The sequence below is a fragment of the Anabaena sp. FACHB-1391 genome (assembly GCF_014696755.1).
GTDB classification, from domain to species: Bacteria; Cyanobacteriota; Cyanobacteriia; order Cyanobacteriales; family Nostocaceae; genus Dolichospermum; species Dolichospermum planctonicum.
This window is the reverse complement of the sequence record NZ_JACJQS010000009.1, coordinates 69,276-88,255: the sequence shown is the minus strand read 5'-3', so window position 1 is coordinate 88,255 and position 18,980 is coordinate 69,276. Positions and strand designations below refer to the sequence as shown.

The following is an 18,980-nucleotide window of genomic DNA, read 5'->3' as shown; positions in this document are numbered from 1 at the left end:
TAATAATTACTCATCTGTAAAATAATCGGAATCTATCTTTTTAATTTCGTAAATAGAGACTGTGGAAACACCCACATGATTATCAATCATCAACTGAGCTAATTCTTCTCCATCTATTAACACAATTTTACTATCTATAATAGATACATATTCTCTCGCTTCTTGGGAAAATCTGGAAGTAGTGATAAAAACACCTTTTCTTGCTCTTTGTCCATGTAAAGCCCCGACAAACTTTTGAATTTCTGGTCTACCAACAACAGTATTATCCCATCTTTTAGCTTGAACATAAACAATATCTAAGCCTAATTTATCTTCTTTAATTATACCATCAATTCCCCCATCTCCACTTTTACCGATCGCTCTCCCCGCATCACGTCTTGAGCCACCATAACCCATTTTTACGAGTAAATCTACCACTAATCTTTCAAAAAAATCAGGTGAACAACTTTTCACACGGTTAAGTAACTCTAATTCTAATTCTTTTCTAATTTTCTGATATCCAAACTCTATGGATTCCTGGGGTGTAGTTTCCGATATTTCTATAATTTCTGGTTCTGATTTATCATGATCTTTTTTAGAAGTTCTAAATTCAATATACTCTGGAAACTGTCCTAAAAATTTCACATTAATTGCTGCAATATTTTGATTTAAAATATCCTTTCCCCTTGTGGTAATTTGAAAAAATCCTCTTTTAAGAGATTCTACTAAACCGGCTTTTTTTAAATGTGTTCTAGCCCAACCTACTCTATTATCAAAAACCGCTTGTTGTCCACTAGATAATAATTCCTTTCTTTCGTCATCACTTAAATTAAAAACATCAGCTAAAAATGTAATAGCGTCTCTTAAAGAATGTTCTTTACCATCACTTGCATATTGCAATAAAGGAAGCATAATAGCTTGAAAGTCAGGAATAGTCATTTTTCACAAGTCAAAAAATCAAGATATTCACTTTTATACCATACTCTTGTGTTTGTTGGCAATATTTTTACATCACCGCATCAAATAGATATTATATTATCATATATAATATGAATACAAAAGATAAAAAACTGACAACATAATTAATAAATAACTCTATGACTAAATCACATCGTCCTCCAATTCTTAAACCTGATGAAACATACACATTTCGTAAGTATTTTGAGTTAAGGTTTGCACCTGCGGATATTTTACAAGAATTAGGAGTCAATTTAACTAGAGGAACAATTGATTGGCCGGTAAGTAATAATCAAATATCTCGATTAATTGATCTCAAAGAACGATTAGAAGAGGCAATGCAAAGAGTTAGTTTAACAAGCGAAGCTGCAAGAAGAGAAGTTTTAATTGCACCAATTCTCTTAGAAGTTGCACATATTACCGAATCTAAAATTAATATTGAATATCCCATTGAAATAAATCAATTTTTGCGGGGTGACTTAGATTATTACCTGCAATCTCAACATCAGGTTTTAGTTGTGGAAGCAAAACACGCAGATTTAACACGAGGATTTACTCAACTTGCAGTGGAATTAATTGCTTTAGATCAATGGGTTGAAGGAGATGAACCAATATTATATGGTGCTGTAACAACTGGAGATATTTGGCAGTTTGGCAGTTTTCAACGCGAAAATAAACTAATAACCCAGGATTTAATGTTATATCGAGTTCCTACCGATTTAGAAATGTTGATGCAAATTTTAGTAGGGATTTTAACCTAAAACTTCAGATCCCTGACTTCTTAAAGAAGTTGGGGATCTTTATCTTATTCATTTCGCACAGGATCTAGTGAAGAGTTGAGGATGCGTTTTTGTAAGTATGTCCGGTCTGCCATTTTGCCAATTTCCCCCCTAAAGCGTCTATTTCATGGGTTAATTGGGATTTGGCTGGTCCACCGACTGCGGGGTTACAGGGTTGCCAAGGGATTTTATCTAAGTTTAGGGTCAATAGCAGAGTTCGACAACCGAGGCGAGCAGTAGCCAGCGCTGCTTCACAACCTGCGTGACCTGCACGGACGACAATTACATCATAAGCGTCTGGAAATCCAGTGAAATTGTGCATGGTCTTAGTTACAAAATTAAGTCAGTTAGGAATTATGATATAAACTCTCTATTATACATTATTTTTAATTTGTCGGTGGTTGGCGATCTGCTTACAGCAGCGCTTGGCGATCGCACTATACTTAAAATTAGGTCTATTCTTAATCCGTTTCTACCAGAAGAGGGATAAAATCCAAAATCTAAAATCTAAAATCTAAATTTATGAAACCCCCCCAATCTAATCAATTTGATTACGTAAAAATTGGTATAGCTTCACCAGAACGCATTCGTAAACGGGGTGAACGGACTTTACCTAATGGACAAATAGTTGGTGAGGTAACGCAGCCAAAAACTATTAATTACCGGACTCTGAAGCCGGAAATGGATGGTTTGTTTTGTGAGCGCATTTTTGGACCGGTTAAAGACTGGGAATGTCACTGTGGTAAGTATAAGCGTGCTGTATTTAGAGGTATATTTTGTAAGGACTGTGGTGTAGAATTTACTGAATCCAGCGTCCGTCGTCACAGGATGGGCTTTATTAAGTTAGCTGCTCCGGTGGCTCATGTTTGGTATCTCAAGGGGATTCCTAGTTATATTGCTATTCTCTTGGATATGCCTGTACGGGATGTGGAGCAAATTGTTTATTTCCATTCTTACTGTGTGTTACGACCGGGTAATGCAGATACTTTGACTTATAAACAACTTCTAAGCGAAGATCAGCGGCTAGAAATTGAGGATGCTATTTATAGTGAGGATTCTCAATTAGAAGGTGTAGAAGTGGGTATTGGTGCGGAAGCACTGTTACGGCTTTTATCGGATATTAATTTGGAGCAGGAGGTGAAGGCTCTACGGGAAGAAATTGCTAATGCTAAAGGACAAAAACGCGCTAAGTTAATTAAACGTTTGCGGGTGATTGATAATTTCATTGCTACGGGTTCTAAGCCGGAGTGGATGGTTTTACAGGTGATTCTGGTGATTCCTCCGGATTTACGCCCTATGGTGCGATTAAATAAGGGTAAATTTGTTACTAGTAATTTAAATGATTTATATCTGCGGGTAATTAATTGTAATAATCGCTTGTCTAAGATTCAAGAGATATTAGCACCAGAAATTATTGTCCGTAATGAAAAACGGATGCTACAAGAAGCTGTTGATGCTTTGATTAATCATGGTCGTCGTGGGAGAACAGTGGTGGGTGCTAGTAACCGTCCTCTGAAGTCTTTGTCGGATATTATTGAGGGAAAATAGGGATGGTTTAAACAAAACCTGTTGGGTAAATGGGTGGACTATTCTGGGCGTTCTGTGATTGTGGTTAGACCTAAGTTAAAAAATCTATGTGCGTTTTGATGGAGAAGTTGATTCGGGAGAAGCTGATTCTAAACCTTTGGAGGTTATAGAGCAGAAGGATGAGTGTTCAAAACCTTGTAGGGGCGAACGGCAGGAAAGCCCCTACAAAGCCGTCGGTGGTCGGTGGTCAAGACTAACAACGGACAATGGTTACTGAGCGAAGTCGAAGTACGGACAAAGGACAACTAAGGACACTTGATCTTACACCTTGGGTTTAAAAGTCGAAGCAACGTGCAACTCTTTCAATTGTTTTGCGTCTACATTTCCAGGAGCATCTGTTAATAAACAACGAGCTTGTTGAGTCTTGGGAAAAGCAATCACATCACGAATTGATTCTTCTCCAGATAACAACATTACCAAACGGTCTACACCGTAAGCAATACCACCATGGGGAGGAGTTCCATATTCAAAAGCTTCTAATAAAAAGCCAAATTTACTTTCTGCTTCTTCTCTTGATAAACCAATAGCTGAAAACACTTGTTCTTGAACTTCTCGCTGATAAATTCGCAAACTTCCCCCACCAACTTCAAACCCATTTAAAACTAAATCATAAGCTTGAGCGCGGGCGGTTTTTAAATCACTGATATCCTCAGGATGAGGGGCTGTAAATGGGTGGTGTAATGCTTCTAAACGTTTTTCATCTGCATTCCATTCAAACATGGGAAATTCTGTCACCCAGAGCAAGTTAATTTTGTCTTTTGGAATTAACTTAAATTCCTTAGCCACAAATTGACGAATTCTATCTAAGGTTTTATTAACAGTGGTTGTATCAGCAGCCGCAAATAATAACAAATGTCCGGCTTTTGCACCCGTTCTTGTTAATATTTCCTGCTTTTGTTCCGGTGTCAAATTATCTTTAATTGCGCCAATAGTATCAAGTTCACCATTTTCTCGCACGCGAATATAAGCTAAACCTTTCGCTCCAGCTTCTGCGGCTTCCCGGAAAATATCGCCACCTGGTTTAATGCGAACATTAGAAATGGCATCGTTACCATGAGGAATCGGGAGTATTTTAACGATACCACCGTTAGAAATGGCTTCTCGAAAAACTTTGAAACCGGAATCTTTTAAAACGTCAGAAACATCAACTAATTCTAAACCGTAGCGGGTATCTGGTTTATCACTTCCGTAACGGTTCATAGCTTCCGCGTAAGGAAGACGAGGAAAAGGACGAGGTAAATCAATGCCTTTCACGGTTTTGAAAATATGACAAACTAACTTTTCATTAAGTTCGATAATTTCATCTTCAGACATGAAACTCATTTCCATGTCTAATTGAGTAAACTCCGGTTGTCTATCAGCCCGTAGATCTTCGTCCCGAAAACATCGCGCAATTTGATAGTATCTATCCATTCCTGATACCATCAATAATTGTTTGAAGAGTTGGGGAGATTGCGGTAAAGCGAACCATTCACCTTCATTCACGCGACTGGGAAGAATATAATCTCGCGCTCCTTCGGGGGTAGAACGGGTGAGAACTGGGGTTTCAACTTCAATAAAACCCTCTAGGTCTTCCAGGTAGCGCCGCATGGCTTTAATGACCTGATGACGCAATTGCATATTTTGCGCCATACGTTCCCGTCGTAAGTCCAAATAACGATATTTTAACCGTAAATCTTCCCGCACTGTTTCCGTGTCTGCGGTGGAAACTTGGAAAGGTAATTGTTTACGGACGGCGTTAAGTAGTTCTATTTTATCCGCATAGATTTCCACTTCGCCAGTAGGAAGTCGGGGATTTAGGGATTCTGGAGGACGTTGGGTAACTCTACCGGTGATAGCTACAACATATTCATTTCTGAGTGCGTTAGCTTGTTCATAGGAGTCTGGGGTGCGCTGGGGGTCGCTGACGATTTGGACAATACCAGAGCGATCGCGCAAGTCTAAGAATATCACACCACCGTGATCGCGGCGACGGTCTACCCATCCGTAAAAGGTAACAGTTTCACCAATATGTTCTTTTCGGAGTTCGCCGCAATAGTGAGTTCGCATAGTTGTTAGTTCTTTGATTCCGGGCTAGGTTGGTTAAATGTCAAGGCTTTCCCATTATCTAGCATTAACATTCATTGTAGTCATTTTCGGTGAAGAAAAATCAGCAAAAATAAGAAAGTGATGATTTTCGATACTGATTCACAAAATATTATGTATGTTTTTTTACTATATTTGTACTTAATTAATCTATCATGTAGTTGACAACATTAACTACAAAAAGTTAATATTTACTCAGTTGATATCATGCTTAACCTACTCGTATCACACTATTCTTATGACCGAAAAATTACAAGATCTTAACTGGGATAAATTTACCCCTGAGCAAAAACGTTTATACGAAAAATGGATTCAATCATTAGAAGCGGCCATACAAGCCCATATTGAGTTGATGAAATCTTTTGAGAGTGAAGATAGTTCCTCAGAATCATCAAAGAAAGAGATAGTTGCGACACCACACAATACTAATTTTGCAAGAACTAAAGAGACACTAATTTCACTAAGAATAGATGGAATAGATGATATTTATTGTGAGGTGAAAAAGAGTATATGTAAAGCTAATTGTTTATTTAATTCTCAAAAACAAAAATGTTTAGAAGACTGTGAAAGAAATGGTTGTAGCTAAATATAAACATAAAATCAATATCATAAGTATATTGCTTACATAAGGCAATGGTGAAAAATTATTCTGGATTGAATCTTCGCGGAAAGTCTTTTCAAGGTCAAGACTTAACAAATGCTAATTTTAATGGTAGTGACATTAGAGGGGCAAACTTTACAAAAGCTATATTAAAAGGGGCAAACTTTAGTGAGACAACCTCCGGTCTACAATTACTTCCTATAGTTTGTACGATTGCGCTCTCTTTATTAATTATTGCCCTTGGCTCAATTATTACGGGAATAGGTGCTATTGTTCTTGTTGGACTTTGGGATTTAGAAAAGGATCTAAAAATTAAAATCACTACATACATAGTAATCTTAATTTCATTATTAGCTTTTGCTATTATTACCGTAGCTAAAAATTTTTTACATGGTTTATTTGTAGCGATATTAGTATTAACTCCTAGCTTATTCCTAAGTTTTATAGTAAGTAAAGCTAACACAACAATTATTGGACAATTTTTTTTTGGAATTGCAATATTATGTTTAATTGGAATTGGTTGGATAATAATAGCTTTAGCTAATATTATGATGATAAATATCATTAGTTATTTGCCCATAGTGATATTTATAGGTTTAATCATCAATTTAATTTCAGCGGGATCTTTATTAATAAAAGTTCCAAATATAACAAAATCAACTTTAATTGGGTTAACTATTGTTATTGTTTCCATATTAGGAAATAATATTGGTTGGCAAGCATCAAAAGGTAGTGAAAAATTTAGTTGGATTAAAAAAGTTGCTATATCTATAAATTCTATCTATGGTACAACCTTTTTTAGTGCTGATTTAACTGATGCTGATTTTACTGGTGCAACCCTGAAAAACACCGATTTCAGAAAAGCAAACCTAACGCGCACTCGTTTTTATGAAGTCAAAAAACTTGATTTTGCTAGACCGGGTAATACTATATTAAGTAACCCTACTGTTCTCAATTTGCTTATTACTTTAAATGGCAGAAATAAATCTTATATTGGTGCAAATCTGAAAGGTGCAAACCTAATAGGTGCAGACTTGAAAGAGGCTAATTTAAAAAATGCTGATATTATAGAAGCTACTTTTCAAGGTGCTGTTTTAGAATGGGCAAATCTGACTCTTACTCAAGCCGTCGGTACTAATTTCACCAAAGCTCAAATGACTGGTGCTTGTGTGGAAGCTTGGAATATTGAAAGTACAACCATATTAGATCATGTAGATTGTCGCTTTGTCTATCTTTTAGAATATCCTAAACCGGGAACAGATGACCGGGAACGCCGTCCGAGTAGTGGAGAATTTCAACCAGGAGAATTTACCAAATTATTTGAAGAAGTTTTAAATACTGTTGATTTAATTTTCCAAAATGGTATTGACTGGCAAGCTTTTGTTACTGCTTTCAAAAAAGTGCAAGTTGAAAATGGAGATACAGAATTAGTTATCCAGAGTATTGAAAATAAAGGTGATGGGGTTGTTGTTGTTAAAGTTGCTGTTCCTGAGAATGCGAATAAAGAAAAGATTCACAGCCATTTTACTCAAAATTATCAATTAGCATTAGCAGAAATAGAAAAATATAAAGAACTTTTACAAGCTTCTAATAATCAGAATGCAAATCTATGGTTAACTATTAATAAGTTAGTAGAAGCAGAAAAATCTATAAATGTTCAAGTTGAAAACAAAGTGGATAATAAAAATATGACTAACAGTAATGATTCCAGTCGTAATGTCGAAGTAGAAATGAATATTCAGAAAGTGGACGGGGGAGTAGCGGGTAAGGTTATGGGAGATCTGGTTATTACTCCCAAACAAAACCTAGCGGACTCAGCTAGTGAGATTCAACAACTACTCCAAATCCTCAATCAATCCTATCCTCCTGATATACCTACAGATACTCAAGCAGAAATCGAGGTAGCGGTTAAGGGTATCAATAAAAATCCACAACTAAAGGAACGGGTAATAGGTGCATTAAAAGCGGGTGGTATTGAAGCAATTAAAGAACTTGCTGATAATATTTATGTAAATGTTCTCATTGCTGCTTATGATGGATGGAAAAATCCCCAATCATAAACTTTTACCAATAATTTCTGGTTTTTTAGGTTTAGGTTAGAAACCCATTTTTTACCCTAAAAGATTGATTATATAGCGGCTATACAAACAAGGTCCTTCCAAGAGGAATTTAACCCACGCAGGTGGGTTTTGTCTGTGTAGACGCGGTTTCTAACCGCTTTGTTCTGAAAATATCGTTAAAATGGCAGGTAGAACCTCCCGGAAAGTATTCCCTGTCGGAGACTGGAAGGGATAAATAGAGAGAGGTATAAATCATGACTGCTATAACTTTACAAATACCAAAATCACTAAAATTCACAGATGATAAATTTGTGGAAATGATTGCTGCTAATAAAGATCTACGTTTAGAATTATCCTCACAAGGAGAATTAAGTATCATGTCACCAACAGGAGGAGAAACGGGAGATAGAAACCTAGAATTAGGTGGACAAGTTTGGTTTTGGAATCGCCAAAATGGGTTAGGAAAAGCTTTTGATTCTTCCACAGGTTTTAAATTACCTAATGGTGCTACCCGTTCTCCTGATGTGTCTTGGATTAAGATAGAAACATGGAATGCACTCACACCAGAACAAAGAAAAAGGTTTCTGCCTTTATGTCCTGATTTTGTGATGGAATTAGTTTCTGAAAGCGATGATTTAGCCGATACTCAAGCCAAAATGCGGGAATATATCGCCAATGGTTTACGGTTAGGTTGGTTAATTAATCCTAAAAACAAACAAGTAGAAATTTATCGCCCCAATCAAGAAATAGAAGTTTTAGAATCTCCTACAAGTTTATCTGGAGAAGATGTATTACCAGGATTTATTTTAGATTTGCAGCCGATTTTTTAATCAGGAAAAACAGGGAATACAGAGATTTTTATTTGTTGCCAAAATGTTGAGTTGATTTTGCTCAGAAATAGGATATTGACTAAATAGGGTGCGTTATCCTGAAGCTAACACACCCTACTAATAATCTCTAGAGACTAATAAGTAATAACTTGTCGTTCTAATTGCAGTAAAGCTTCGACACGGGCTTCAGTTGCTGGGTGACTAGAGAATAAATTTCCCAAAAACTGCCCAGAAATAGGATGAATAATTAATAATGGTTCAAAAGCTGGATTAGCATTCAAAGGCATTTGTCTAGCTGTAGATTCTAACCTTTGCAAAGCCCTAGCTAATGCGCGAGGATTACCTGTTAATTTTGCAGCACCGGCATCAGCAGAAAATTCTCTGGTGCGGGAAATTGCTAACTGAATCACCGTAGCGGCCAGGGGGGCAAATATGACTGTTGCTAATACACCCAGAGCATTTCCACCTCTTTCGTTGTCCCGTGAACCACCACCAAACCACATACTATAACTCAGCATTTGCGCCAGGAAGGAAACAGCCCCAGCGACGGTAGCAGCCACCGCTTGCGTTAAGGTATCACGATTGATAATATGGGTTAGTTCGTGGGCAATTACCCCTTCTAATTCATCTTCTGGTAAAATATCTAAAATACCTGCGGTAACGGCCACAGCCGCGTGTTCGGGATCTCTTCCCGTCGCAAAAGCGTTGGCTGTTGGACTAGGAACAATGTACAATCCCGGCATGGGAATATTAGCACGGTTAGATAATTTTTCAACGATGCGATATAGTCCTGGCGCTTCCGCCGCGCTGACGGGTTGGGCATTATATACTGCTAAAGCAATCTTATCTGATTGATACCAAGAGAAGAGGTTAGTCGCTGCTGCTAACCCAATTCCTATAACTAAGCCCCCTGTACCACCAATTACCCAGTAACTAATTGCTATCAATAAGCCACTGAGGGTAGCGAGTAAAATAGCAGTTTTTAGTTGATTTCCCATTTTGATAACTCTCCTACTTATGCTGTGTTAGTTTCTTGTTAATTTTTGGAACTTTGCCTGGACAACAGCATCTTTTTAGCCACTCCTTGATTGTATCAAGTTCAATTTTCAGGTACAGTGATGAAAACCTGTCACTAGGGTACGGTTTTCCGTTGGTTGCCGATTTAATATAAAGATAAAAAAAGACTAAAAAAGACTAATAAGTAGGTGAACGGAAAAAACCGACATAAGTAACGAAAAGTAAAGTTGCCCAAAACCTCTTCCCAGTTAAGAGTTCCCTGTTCCCTGTTCCCTTGTCATAACGACAATTTTTAACGCCAACCTACTTAACAATTATTAATAATGTTGCAACAGGTAGAAATTCGTATTCCCATTGCCATTAGTCTGGGAGCAATAGCTGGGGCTTTAAGTCGCTATTATTTAACTTTGTGGTTGACAAATCGCTTGGGTTTTGGTTTCCCCTATGGAACTTTTTTGATTAATATTAGCGGTTGTTTAATCATGGGGTTTTTCGCCAGTTTAGCTATGGAAAAAACAGCGCTGATTTCCCCAGAAATTAAGTTAATTGTCGCCACAGGATTTTTAGGTGCATATACTACTTTTTCTACTTTTGGTTTAGATACGGTTGGTTTGTTGCAACGTGGTAATTGGTTGGCTGCTACTGGTTATTTTTTTGGTAGTACAATCTTGGGAATTATCAGTGTTCAATTAGGGATGATTATTGCGAGAATTTTTAATTGAAAGTTTTTAATTGAAAGTTCTGATTTTACACCAATGATCCCCCGGATTACAGCAAGTTCAGATTGAGTAAGGTACACCTTATGCGGGCAAGACTTGTACTGAGATTGGTCGAAGTATGCCCGCACCACAAGAGTTTTATAATTAATATCTGTACTTTGTGAATACCGGGAACTGCTGTAATTTACCGGAGGGATCATGTCTATATAGGTAAATGAATGATTTTTTTCTCACCCAGGGGCGCACAGGCGCGAAGAGAAATTATTGATTTGAATTGATTTGAATTGATTTGAATTGATTTGAATTGATTTGAATTGATTTGAATTGATTTGAATTGATTTGAAGTCTAGCCCACAGCATTAGGTAATGGTTTTTTGGGTGTCGCTAGTTGTAGGATGATATCTAGCAACCAAGGGGCAAGACGTTGACATAATACGGCTAAATGAGATTGCCATCCGACTAGGATTTCTGGTGTATCTTTTTCTATTCCAATCACTAGGGCTTGGGCGACTTGTTCGGGTGTCATGGGAATCACGCCGCGAAATGATTTTAAGTCGCGCACCATGTCTGTTTCGGTGAGGGAAGGGAGTAAAGCAATCACACGGATATTGTGTTGGGCCAGTTCTTGACGTAAGGCCTGGGTAAATCCAACAATGGCAAATTTAGTGGCGGAATATGTGGCCATTGTCGGTGCGGCAACTTTCCCCATTAAACTGGAGACGTTGACAATGATCCCCTTTTTTTGACTAACCATACGTTTGGCGATTAAGCTGGTTAGGGTATACATTCCCAATAAATTAACGGAGAGTTCTTGTTGCAGTTGGGGAAGTTTTGATTGCAAAAATGAGTTTTGATGGGCGACACCAGCACAATTTACGAGTAGATGAATCGGTCCATAACTGCGCCAAAGTTGGGCTACGGCTATATTAACATAAATTGATTGAGTTAAGTCTAAGGCCATGATTGTAGTTTCTACACCCAAAGCTTCGATTTGGGCGGCTACTTCGGCTAATTTTTGCCGATCGCGTGCTACTAATATTAACCTTTTCATGCCTTGTTTGGCTAATTCTAAGGCGATCGCTCGACCAATGCCACGGGAAGCTCCGGTAATTAGTGCAACTTTTCCTTGAATCTTCATCGTTTTTCAACTCCAAATTTTTCATGTCTCGTCTTCATGTATTGCGTTTTTGGCAATCAACAGGTAGGACGATTGATGAACGGTAAACAAAAATCAAACCTAAAGTGACAGGAATTAGGTCATTGCAAATATTTTGATTCTCCGCTGTTGAACGGGAATTTTTACTAATGACTAATGGCCAATCACCAATGACCAAGTAAAAGACTTTTGGCAGGATAGATAAAGCTCATTGATTTTACCTCTCTAAATGATCCGAGCATTCACCAGCGCTGTCGTACTCACACACATTAGCAACAAAATCAAGTTATTGCAATATTTTTTAATCAGGATTTCTGATTAATCGTTTTCCCATAGTATATATATCTGGATTTTAATTTATATAAGTTTTTATTAATAGTGAGCAATTAATATCTTGATCCCCTTACAATTCCTCAATTTCTGTGACAATGAATACATTTTTTAGCTTATTCAAGACAACATATTCTGCTGAATTTGTCGTGTATTGGTGACAATTTTCAGTAAAAAGGCACTAATTTATAAAAATAAGACGATAATTATTAAATCTTGTGGGGTGGGCATCTTGCCCGATAATTATTAAATCTTGTGGGGTGGGCATCTTGCCCGATAATTATTAAATCTTGTGGGGTGGGCATCTTGCCCGCCAGATTTATACAAATTAAATACACAACAGCTGATAATCTCAAATTGTTTGCCTAAGTCCCGCTAATAATTCGTTTTCGCAATTCATCAGCTATTAATATCAACGGTGGACAAAACAATAAAATTAGCAAATATGATGGTTTTAAAGCTGCGGTAGAGAAGATTTTTTGCAGAGTAGGAGAATAAATAATAGAGAGAATTAGAAACCATTCCACCGCAATTCCTGCCCAAATCAAGCGGTTAGTAAAAAACCCCAAACGCAAAATCGAAAACCGTTCTGAACGACAGGCAAAAACGTTACCATCTTGACAAGCCACAATTACGGCTAAAGTCATTGTTGTTGCTTGATGATAAATGGCCATTGTAGCGGCATTAGCCGAGTGCGATAAAATACTGGTACTAAGTGCCTGTAATTGGGTCATATTATAACCATTTGTCCACCAAACAAAGAAAAATCCCCCCATACCTGCCAAACCTTCCAGCAGTCCTAAAAAGCAGTAAGCACGTAACAATAAAGGTAAATCTAAGAGTGGTTGGGATTTTTTGCGGGGTGGTAACTCCATTGAACCAGCTTCCGGTTTTTCTGCCCCTAATGCCAGTGCGGGCAGCATATCTGTACCTAAGTCAATGGCTAATATCTGCAAAATTACCAGGGCTGGGGGTATTTTCAAAAACACCATTGCCAGGAAAGGCAAAAACTCCGCCATATTGGAAGCGAGAATATAAGTCATGAATTTGCGGATGTTTTGATACACTGACCGACCTTGTTCAACGGCGGCTACAATGGTGGCAAAATTATCATCTATGAGAACAATATCCGCAGCTTCACGGGCAACATCAGTACCGCTAATTCCCATAGCAATGCCGATATTAGCAGCGCGTAAAGCGGGGGCATCGTTGACACCATCACCAGTAACAGCGACGACATGACCAAGGGTTTTATATGCTTCCACTAATCTGAGTTTCTGTTCTGGCATTACCCTGGCAAATACTAACCCGGTTTTGTGTTTGTGGAGGATTTGGCGCAATTGGGTATCAGAAAGATGTCCCAATTGTTCACCAGTGATGATTCTGGGTTTACCGTTGGCTAAACCAATACGTTGTGCAATTGCTGCCGCTGTTAAGCCATAATCACCTGTAATCATCGTCACTTGAATCCCGGCACGATGACAAAGAGCGATCGCATCGGCAACTTCTGGCCGCGCTGGATCAATCATCGCCACCAATCCCAAAAAAGTCAAATCCTGTTCTAACAAATTATCATCTAAGTGATTTAATTCCGCCCCACCTTGCCTAGTAGCCACCCCCAAGACACGATAACCTTGACTTGCTAATTGATCATTAGCCGCGACAACTTCCTCCCGCTGGGTTGGGGTCAATTCCAGCCTTTCCCCTGAATGCCATAAATACCGCGAATGTTGCAACACATCTAAAGTTGATCCCTTCGTAAAAATCAAATACTGGGAATTTTCCCTATCATCTAACTGCAAATTCCCCTGTAATAAAACCGTCATCATTCGTCGGTGGGAATCAAAAGGAATTTCCCGAACCCTTGGGGCTTGGTGTTGCAACTCCTCCAACTTCAACCCCGCCTTAATAGCAGCCACCAATAACGCCCCTTCCGTAGGATCACCCAATACTTGCCATTGATGAGAATTAGGGGGATGATTTAACCGCGCATTAGAACAGAGTGCCGCACCAGCCAACATTAACCGCACCTGAGACATATCCCTCAAACCCTCATTTCTCCGCGTCCTCTGTGCCTCTGTGGTTCGTAAATCCTCCGTAATAATTTCCACTTCTCCCTTGGGTTCATAACCCACCCCAGTCACATTAATCTGAGTATTGGGAATCCACAATTGGCGGACAGTCATTTCATTTTTAGTCAAAGTCCCAGTTTTATCGGTGCAAATAACAGTTGTTGCACTCAGGGTTTCCACCGCTGACAAACGCCGCACCAAAGCATTTTTAGCGGCCATGCGTTTGACACCAATAGCTAAGGCTAGACTGACAGTAGGTAATAAACCTTCGGGGACAAATGCCACAATAATACCAATGGCAAAAATGAAACTTTCTTTGAGTTGCATTCCTACCAGCAACTTAGTTAATAAAAATATCACCACCCCCATACTCAAAGCAATGATGGTAATGATGTGAACTACTCTGGAAATTTGCACTTCTAAAGTGCTGGCTTCCCGCTTCACATGGGCTGTAAGATGGGCAACTTGACCAAATTCCGTATGTGTGCCTGTGGCATAGACTACCGCCAGTCCCCGACCGGCGGCCACGGTAGAACCTGCAAATACTAAGTTACTAGCTTCTGAAGCATGGATATTGGCGGCGGTGACAGGTTCGCTAATGCGGGGAACGGGCAAAGATTCTCCTGTGAGTACGGAAACATCTACATATAAAGATTGACTTTGAATAATTCTGGCATCAGCGGATATCTTATCACCTTCTTCTAACTGCATGACATCGCCGCTAACTAATTCACGGGCAGCAATTACAGATAATTTTCCATCTCGAAAAACTTTGGCTTGGGAAGGTAAGATTTTTTTCAGGGCTGATAAGGCTTTTTCCGCTTGATATTCCTGCCAAAAACTAAAGATAGCATTAATCCAAATTACTGCCCAAATTGCCCAACCTAATTCTGGTGTTTGGGAAATAAAAGCTAATATTCCCGCTACCCACAACAGCAAGGCCATAAAATGGGTTAATTGGTCGGTAAAACGGAGAATTAAAGGGCGTGTTTGGGGTTCGGGTAGTTCGTTATAACCAGATTGTTTTAATCTTAAATTTGCTTCGGCCTCGCTGATACCTTGGGGCGTGGTTATGAGGGTCTTGTAAACATCTGTAGGTGTCAGCGTCCAAATATGAAAGTTGGAATCCATACTTTTGGTATCAATCGGGCTTTGGCTTTGATTCTGATTTTGACATTTTAGATGCTGAGTCTATACCTGTTCATCTGTCTGAGGTGTGGGGTGGGTTTTTGAGGGTGGTGAGAAGGATTTAAAATTAATAGATAGTAACAGATGCAAAATCCTAACTCAACTTGTTAGTTTACTTTAACTTACACCTATTTGATAGGTTATCAAACCTACATCAAGGTCAACAACTACTGTTCCTCCGTGATTTTTTTCCACCTGTCGCCAGACATCATAGCCCATTAAAATGGCCTTCTCCCAATCTCCTAGCGAACATTGAGAAACTTCTAAATGAGATGTCATATTTTTAATAGTCTTCAATAGTTGATAATCTAAAGTTGAAACACCTTCTAATAAACCATGATCTTTAGCATAGCTAAATACAAGTGCTGATATACCTTCTTCAATAGCTACTGCACGACCTCCATCTTCAACTTCGTCAATAAGAGGATTACTTTTGCGCTTACGTTTTAGGATACTGCGAGTAACTACAGACCACCCTAAAACTGCTGCATAGGCAAAATGAAAAATGTCATGAAAGCGGTAGCCATCACTTTTATAAGAATTATCAGTAAGGTCATTTCCTATCTGTTCTTTGTTAATAAATGCCTTCATTTTGACTGAATTATCTTGGCTGACTTCCGTAATTTCTACTTCAAATTGTCGTGGTAAACTTTCATGTTCTGGAAATTCATTATCAAAGATGTAACTTGTATTTTTATTATCTGTTTCTGTTGAATCTCTCCATCCCCAACGGTCATTGCACTTTCTTAAATTATCTTCTGCAATTTCTTGTAAATTGAGGTTAAACTTACTGGCTATATTGGAAATATACCAAAGCATATCTCCCAATTCTTCCGCAATTCCTTCTTTAAATAATTTGTGTGCATCTCCATCGCGTAAATGTTTTTTATATTCTGTCATCAATGAACCAACCTCACCAACTAAACCTAGTAAGGGTATGATTAATTCACTACCTTCAACAGCAGGAATCTGATCGGTATTCAGTGCTTCTGTTTGATATTCAGCAAAATTCATAATGCAATTCCTTAAATATTTGATAATTTATTTTTTGGAAGCCCCGTTTTTAATAAAAATCTTTCTTTCGTCAAGAGATCGATCACGTTGTAGCGGGTGGCGTGGATGTCCATTTTTTGTTAAATCATCACCATTACCTTTACTATCAACAAGATAATAAAGTGTTTTACAAGAAATGAGATTTAGCACTTCTTCCACACGATATTTCTTTGCACTGGAATTATCAAGCCCCGCTCCCCACGCCACAATAATTGACTCAGCACGTTTTGTGGCTGATAGAATATAAAGGTTATTGTTGTGTCCCACAATGTCATCTCCTTTTTTAAGTGCTTCATTGAGTTCTTTGGGTTCTGTTGCAATATAAGCGAATAAATTAACTACTTCAAGAGAACCATAATTCCATGACCTAGCCAAGTCAATACATTTCTTGATAGTGGGATCATTTTCCTCTTCCCCTGCACCAGCCGTACTTGGGTTAAGCATTACAAAGGTAACTTGCGGCAAATTTTCATCCCATATACGCCGTAGTAAATAGCGATATTTTCTCTTTTTTGGATCTTTATAGTCGAACTTAGCATATCCTGGTTTTCTTTTCTTATTCATGTTTTACCCTGAATTACTGTTGATTTATAAATAGTATAAGATATCAAAACAGACACAACTGTTGAGATTTTTCTGTATCTGGATTTTGAAAAATGCTTGATTTTTTTATCGGAGTTTTTTGCCCATTTTTGTTATGTTGTTTTGATATACAATTCGGAATTTCAGATGTAGTTTTTACTAAAGAATCTAACTCTAAAGATAATTGCTGACCATTATCCTGCAAATTAGGAATTTCTAATGGTGGTAATCTCTGTGCTAAAGTTTCTTGAACTTGATCATTAATACACCATTTAGGTGGATAAAAATAATCAATTGGTTGAGGAGTTGCTGTGAATTTGGCTTTGATCTTTTTGCGATTACTTTTTAAATCAGGAAAAGCGGCTCGACAGTATTTATCAGTTTCACAAAAAAGATTTTGACAGTCTATAGCTTTGAGTGGACGACCCCAGAGAGATTTAAAATTTAAACCCAAACGTTGAAATTGATTTTCTTGATTTTCTGTCATCCAATAAATGATATCAGCATAACTTTTTCCTTTAGTATCAATAAAACATTTATCAATACCCCGTTCTGCACCTGGTCCTGCTATAGTAAAACTATTCTCATCAAAGTTGATAACTTCACTATAATTAATATCTGTTGCTAATTGGTAAGCCATAAACTTACCTAACAATGGATATGATTCAAGAATATGAAAAATCTCTTCTAAACTTTTAGCTTTCACTATGCGATTAATTACCCTGTCCTTGACAACCATTTTATCAATTAATGCTAAATGATTCTGGTGCTTTTTATCATAACCAAACTCCTTACTGGCACAAGACATATAAGCACTGGTATAAATCACATATCCAATATTCATAGCTTCTTGTAATATGTTTGAATATCCCTCTAAATCAAAATTAGACAGTGTAATATAATCCCCTATTTTGCTTTCTAAATATTCCCAAGTTTCTATTTTATTGAAAATTTTAAACAGCAGTATCCTAAATAACACTTCTTCTTCATTTTGACTCTTATTCTCATCATAAATTACATTCTTGATCAGATATTGAGAAACCCGATCACTGACTCGATAAGCATTACAAAATTTATAAGTATTAAGAATAGGATCGCTTGTCCAAGGTGGTCGTACATTTTTAAGTTTGTTGAAAAAAACTTCTTGACGCATAGCAGCAAATCGCCAATAGGTATCAAAAATTTCTTGTCTTACTTGCATAAACTATTTTCCTTGCTTCTCGTCATCAATATCAATCCTTCATCAATTATGGAATAATACAGTGAAGTTAAACCCAAAATTAATATTATCAAACTTTTGATCGGGTTGCGCTTTCGCTTAACCCAATACCATATTAGGATTACTAAAAGATTGATTAATTAAACTAATTGCTGCTCTTTTTAAAAGAAGTCCTTGTTTAGAAAAAGCATTTAACAATTCAGTAAATACCATTTCACTTGTGACTATACGTATATTAGGCAATAAAGATGCAGTCACATTTCTAGCTTTAAGATGCAATTCATCATGAGGATTTAGTAGAGCAATCCAATAACCTGTATCAGCAAATACTTTTTTCATTCTTCACTCTTGGGTGAACCATATAAATAGTAATCTAAATTTTTTGACATATCAGGTGGTAGCTTTTCCCATTCTGTTTGAGGAATTTGGCTAGTAATATCATCAATGAAATTTCAAAAAGATGGAGATGATAAGTTATTGCTAACATCTCCAGTTTGACTTTCGGAAGTTCTTTGCTTAAACCTGTTTTTAATGAAGAGTAAGAAATTTAAGACTTCTTCAATTACAAAATCCGGTGATTGAGTAATTTCTTTGATTAGTTCTTCTTTTGTTGTCATGATTTCACCTCATTTATTTCTTGACTTGACTTATATCATCTCTGTTATTTTACTCTAGCTTACACCTATTTAATAGGTTATCAAGCCCTGTATATTGATATTTATTCAATCCTGTAAATCCTTAAATCCTGGATATCCTGATTCAGACA

The 18,980-nt window shown here is 37.6% G+C and carries 15 protein-coding genes and 2 pseudogenes; 6 read left to right on the top strand and 11 right to left on the bottom strand.

The window, feature by feature from the left end:
* Positions 1-6 precede the first annotated feature (6 nt).
* Positions 7-918 carry a restriction endonuclease gene (locus H6F62_RS06475; protein ID WP_137908222.1) on the bottom strand — a complete coding sequence of 304 codons (912 nt, stop codon included), beginning with the start codon at positions 916-918 and terminating at the stop codon, positions 7-9.
* A gap of 158 nt (positions 919-1,076) precedes the next feature.
* Here H6F62_RS06475 and H6F62_RS06470 point away from each other — a divergent pair, with 158 nt between their 5' ends.
* Entirely contained in the window at positions 1,077-1,697 is a 621-nt protein-coding gene (locus tag H6F62_RS06470; RefSeq protein ID WP_137908221.1) for a hypothetical protein, read from the top strand.
* A gap of 68 nt (positions 1,698-1,765) precedes the next feature.
* Here H6F62_RS06470 and H6F62_RS06465 read toward each other — a convergent pair.
* Positions 1,766-2,037, bottom strand: a pseudogene (locus H6F62_RS06465) (FAD-dependent oxidoreductase); the annotation flags it as partial.
* A 200-nt stretch (positions 2,038-2,237) separates the two neighbouring features.
* On the opposite strand from H6F62_RS06465, the pseudogene rpoC1 reads away from it, so the two are divergent.
* A pseudogene (rpoC1, locus tag H6F62_RS06460) lies at positions 2,238-3,344 on the top strand (DNA-directed RNA polymerase subunit gamma); the annotation flags it as partial.
* 219 nt (positions 3,345-3,563) lie between these two features.
* Here the strand turns inward: rpoC1 and aspS are convergent.
* Positions 3,564-5,351, bottom strand: coding sequence for an aspartate--tRNA ligase (gene aspS / locus H6F62_RS06455; RefSeq protein ID WP_190371615.1), 1,788 nt, complete (start codon positions 5,349-5,351; stop codon positions 3,564-3,566).
* Between the two features lie 274 nt (positions 5,352-5,625).
* Between aspS and H6F62_RS06450 the strand changes: the two genes are divergently transcribed.
* The 3 genes from H6F62_RS06450 (at position 5,626) to H6F62_RS06440 (ending at position 8,878) form a co-directional block, all read left to right on the top strand.
* Positions 5,626-5,973, top strand: coding sequence for a hypothetical protein (locus H6F62_RS06450; RefSeq protein ID WP_190371614.1), 348 nt, complete (start codon positions 5,626-5,628; stop codon positions 5,971-5,973).
* A 47-nt stretch (positions 5,974-6,020) separates the two neighbouring features.
* Positions 6,021-8,048, top strand: coding sequence for a pentapeptide repeat-containing protein (locus H6F62_RS06445; RefSeq protein WP_137908218.1), 2,028 nt, complete (start codon positions 6,021-6,023; stop codon positions 8,046-8,048).
* Between the two features lie 254 nt (positions 8,049-8,302).
* A complete protein-coding gene (locus tag H6F62_RS06440; RefSeq protein ID WP_137908217.1) occupies positions 8,303-8,878 on the top strand; it encodes a Uma2 family endonuclease in 576 nt (191 codons plus the stop codon).
* A 134-nt stretch (positions 8,879-9,012) separates the two neighbouring features.
* Here the strand turns inward: H6F62_RS06440 and H6F62_RS06435 are convergent, their stop codons facing one another.
* Positions 9,013-9,876, bottom strand: coding sequence for a zinc metalloprotease HtpX (locus H6F62_RS06435; protein WP_028091454.1), 864 nt, complete (start codon positions 9,874-9,876; stop codon positions 9,013-9,015).
* 342 nt (positions 9,877-10,218) lie between these two features.
* Here H6F62_RS06435 and crcB point away from each other — a divergent pair, with 342 nt between their 5' ends.
* A complete protein-coding gene (gene crcB, locus H6F62_RS06430) occupies positions 10,219-10,617 on the top strand; it encodes a fluoride efflux transporter CrcB (RefSeq protein ID WP_137908215.1) in 399 nt (132 codons plus the stop codon).
* 343 nt (positions 10,618-10,960) lie between these two features.
* Here crcB and H6F62_RS06425 read toward each other — a convergent pair whose 3' ends face one another.
* From H6F62_RS06425 to H6F62_RS20870, 7 genes are all read right to left on the bottom strand, one after another.
* On the bottom strand, positions 10,961-11,752 hold the full coding sequence (locus tag H6F62_RS06425; protein ID WP_028091452.1) for an SDR family NAD(P)-dependent oxidoreductase: 792 nt from the start codon (positions 11,750-11,752) through the stop codon (positions 10,961-10,963).
* A gap of 713 nt (positions 11,753-12,465) precedes the next feature.
* Complete coding sequence (locus H6F62_RS06420; protein WP_190371613.1) at positions 12,466-15,303, bottom strand: cation-transporting P-type ATPase; 2,838 nt, start codon at positions 15,301-15,303, stop codon at positions 12,466-12,468.
* A gap of 174 nt (positions 15,304-15,477) precedes the next feature.
* On the bottom strand, positions 15,478-16,374 hold the full coding sequence (locus H6F62_RS06415) for a nucleoside triphosphate pyrophosphohydrolase family protein (RefSeq protein ID WP_190371612.1): 897 nt from the start codon (positions 16,372-16,374) through the stop codon (positions 15,478-15,480).
* A 27-nt stretch (positions 16,375-16,401) separates the two neighbouring features.
* Entirely contained in the window at positions 16,402-16,977 is a 576-nt protein-coding gene (locus H6F62_RS06410; RefSeq protein ID WP_137908213.1) for a DUF1643 domain-containing protein, read from the bottom strand.
* A gap of 43 nt (positions 16,978-17,020) precedes the next feature.
* The gene (locus tag H6F62_RS06405; protein WP_137908212.1) at positions 17,021-18,196 is read right to left on the bottom strand and encodes a nucleotide kinase domain-containing protein; all 1,176 of its coding nucleotides are present in this window, start codon (positions 18,194-18,196) and stop codon (positions 17,021-17,023) included.
* Positions 18,197-18,313: 117 nt separating this feature from the next.
* Positions 18,314-18,553, bottom strand: a complete 240-nt coding sequence (locus H6F62_RS06400) for a hypothetical protein (protein WP_199290891.1) — start codon at positions 18,551-18,553, stop codon at positions 18,314-18,316.
* 113 nt (positions 18,554-18,666) lie between these two features.
* Positions 18,667-18,831: a DUF2281 domain-containing protein gene (locus H6F62_RS20870; protein ID WP_236097133.1), complete on the bottom strand. Its 165-nt coding sequence runs from the start codon at positions 18,829-18,831 to the stop codon at positions 18,667-18,669.
* Positions 18,832-18,980 lie beyond the last annotated feature (149 nt).

Coding starts and splice junctions, on each gene's coding strand:
- H6F62_RS06475 (WP_137908222.1), bottom strand. CDS start 918: ATGACTATTCCTGACTTTCAAGCTATTATGCTTCCTTTATTGCAATAT.
- H6F62_RS06470 (WP_137908221.1), top strand. CDS start 1,077: ATGACTAAATCACATCGTCCTCCAATTCTTAAACCTGATGAAACATAC.
- aspS (WP_190371615.1), bottom strand. CDS start 5,351: ATGCGAACTCACTATTGCGGCGAACTCCGAAAAGAACATATTGGTGAA.
- H6F62_RS06450 (WP_190371614.1), top strand. CDS start 5,626: ATGACCGAAAAATTACAAGATCTTAACTGGGATAAATTTACCCCTGAG.
- H6F62_RS06445 (WP_137908218.1), top strand. CDS start 6,021: ATGGTGAAAAATTATTCTGGATTGAATCTTCGCGGAAAGTCTTTTCAA.
- H6F62_RS06440 (WP_137908217.1), top strand. CDS start 8,303: ATGACTGCTATAACTTTACAAATACCAAAATCACTAAAATTCACAGAT.
- H6F62_RS06435 (WP_028091454.1), bottom strand. CDS start 9,876: ATGGGAAATCAACTAAAAACTGCTATTTTACTCGCTACCCTCAGTGGC.
- crcB (WP_137908215.1), top strand. CDS start 10,219: ATGTTGCAACAGGTAGAAATTCGTATTCCCATTGCCATTAGTCTGGGA.
- H6F62_RS06425 (WP_028091452.1), bottom strand. CDS start 11,752: ATGAAGATTCAAGGAAAAGTTGCACTAATTACCGGAGCTTCCCGTGGC.
- H6F62_RS06420 (WP_190371613.1), bottom strand. CDS start 15,303: ATGGATTCCAACTTTCATATTTGGACGCTGACACCTACAGATGTTTAC.
- H6F62_RS06415 (WP_190371612.1), bottom strand. CDS start 16,374: ATGAATTTTGCTGAATATCAAACAGAAGCACTGAATACCGATCAGATT.
- H6F62_RS06410 (WP_137908213.1), bottom strand. CDS start 16,977: ATGAATAAGAAAAGAAAACCAGGATATGCTAAGTTCGACTATAAAGAT.
- H6F62_RS06405 (WP_137908212.1), bottom strand. CDS start 18,196: ATGCAAGTAAGACAAGAAATTTTTGATACCTATTGGCGATTTGCTGCT.
- H6F62_RS06400 (WP_199290891.1), bottom strand. CDS start 18,553: ATGAAAAAAGTATTTGCTGATACAGGTTATTGGATTGCTCTACTAAAT.
- H6F62_RS20870 (WP_236097133.1), bottom strand. CDS start 18,831: ATGACAACAAAAGAAGAACTAATCAAAGAAATTACTCAATCACCGGAT.